Annotated in this window: 1 protein-coding gene and 1 pseudogene; both read right to left on the reverse strand. The window is 33.5% G+C overall.

Going from position 1 to position 1,788, the window contains the following annotated elements:
* Window positions 1-57: 57 nt before the first annotated feature.
* Window positions 58-1,434, reverse strand: coding sequence for a V-type ATP synthase subunit B (locus KHW44_RS09330; protein WP_304068814.1), 1,377 nt, complete (start codon window positions 1,432-1,434; stop codon window positions 58-60).
* A gap of 8 nt (window positions 1,435-1,442) precedes the next feature.
* A pseudogene (locus tag KHW44_RS09335) lies at window positions 1,443-1,788 on the reverse strand (V-type ATP synthase subunit A); the annotation flags it as partial.

Below are 1,788 nucleotides of genomic sequence, written 5' to 3' on the forward strand. Positions count from 1 at the left end.
TTTTTAGCTTTTATTAAATTCCCCTTTGTAGGAGTCATCTTATAAACTGCCATATAATCACCTGTTCATATGTTGTTTTATCATTTCTGGTGATAATCTGTCCAATTCGTTTTCTGGTAATATCTTCAATAAATCCCACGCAAGATCTAATGTTTCTTCTATTTCTCTGTTTTCATAATAATCTTGTTTTACAAATTTGTTTTCAAATTCGTCTCCAAATTTCAAATATTTTTGATCGGCTTCACTCAAATCATCTGCTCCGATAATTTGTGCCAAATCCCTAACCTCTTGAACATGAGAATAACTTGAAAATAATTGACTACTTACATCCGGATGATCTTCTCTTGTATATCCTTCACCAATACCATCTTTCATAAGTCTCGATAATGATGGAAGAACATTGATTGGTGGATATATGTCTTTTTGCATCAAACTTCTTTCCAAAACAATTTGTCCTTCAGTAATATATCCTGTTAAGTCCGGAATAGGATGAGTGATATCGTCATTAGGCATCGTCAAAATTGGAATCAAAGTTACAGAGCCTTCTGCATCTTTAATCATACCTGCTCTTTCATACAATGATGCCAAATCAGAATACAAATATCCTGGATAGCCCTTTCTAGAAGGAACTTCTTCTCTTTTTGAAGAAACTTCACGAAGAGCTTCTGCATAACTTGTCAAATCAGTTATTATTACCAAAACGTGATAATTTTTTTCGAAAGCCAAGTATTCTGCTGCAGTTAGAGCTGCTCTTGGAGTTATAATTCTTTCCATTATTGAATCGTCAGCGTAATTTACAAACATACACACATTATTCAATACACCAGATTGTCTGAAAGTATCTTCAAAAAATCTCGCTTCGTCGTGTTTTACACCAATCGCTCCAAATACAATAGCGAAGTTATCTTCGTTTGCGCCTTTGATTTTGGCTTGACGAACGATTTGTGCAGCCAATCTATTGTGACTCATTCCAGATCCAGAAAATACCGGAAGTTTTTGTCCTCTAATAAGAGTCATCAAACAGTCTATTGAACTAATTCCTGTTTGAATGAAATCTCTTGGATAAACTCTGGAAACTGGGTTTATAGCACGACCATTTACGTTGTAGTATTTAGCTGCGTAAATATCCCCACCATTATCTATTGGTTGACCAATTCCGTTGAATTTTCTTCCCAAAATATCTTCTGACAAAGCTATCTCAAATGGTCTTTGTGAAAATCTAACCCTAGTATTTTCGGTACTCATTCCTGCACTGTCTCCAAATACTTGGATAGTAACAGTATCGTCGTTAATATTTACAACTTTGCCGACCATTGGTTTATCAGAGGCAGATGATTTTACTTCTACAACTTCTCCAAAAGATGCTTCATTTACATTTTCAACTTCTATAATTGAACTTTCAACTTTTTTTAGTTTAATGTATTCTTTTATCATAAAATCACCTACTTTTCGTACTTGCTAATCAAATCGTTGTAAAACTCTTTGATTTCATCATTCAAATCTTTGATGCCACTTAAATCTTCATTAGGAATTGTGTTTTTCATAGCAATAACTTTTGAGTACAAATCTGCATTTTTAACTTGAGAAATAGGAATTTGCTCTTTGATTGCCTTGTGACCTTCTTCATATAACAATTTTATAGTTTTAAGCATTTCAACTTGTTTTTTAAGGGGAACGTAAGTATCCACTTTACTAAAAGCATTTTGTTGCAAAAATCCTAGCTTCATTACATTTGAAATGTCCAAAATCAATCTTTGATCGTCTGGAAGAACATCTTCACCAACAAGC

The organism is Finegoldia magna (assembly GCF_018371055.1).
Taxonomy (GTDB): Bacteria; Bacillota; Clostridia; order Tissierellales; family Peptoniphilaceae; genus Finegoldia; species Finegoldia magna_I.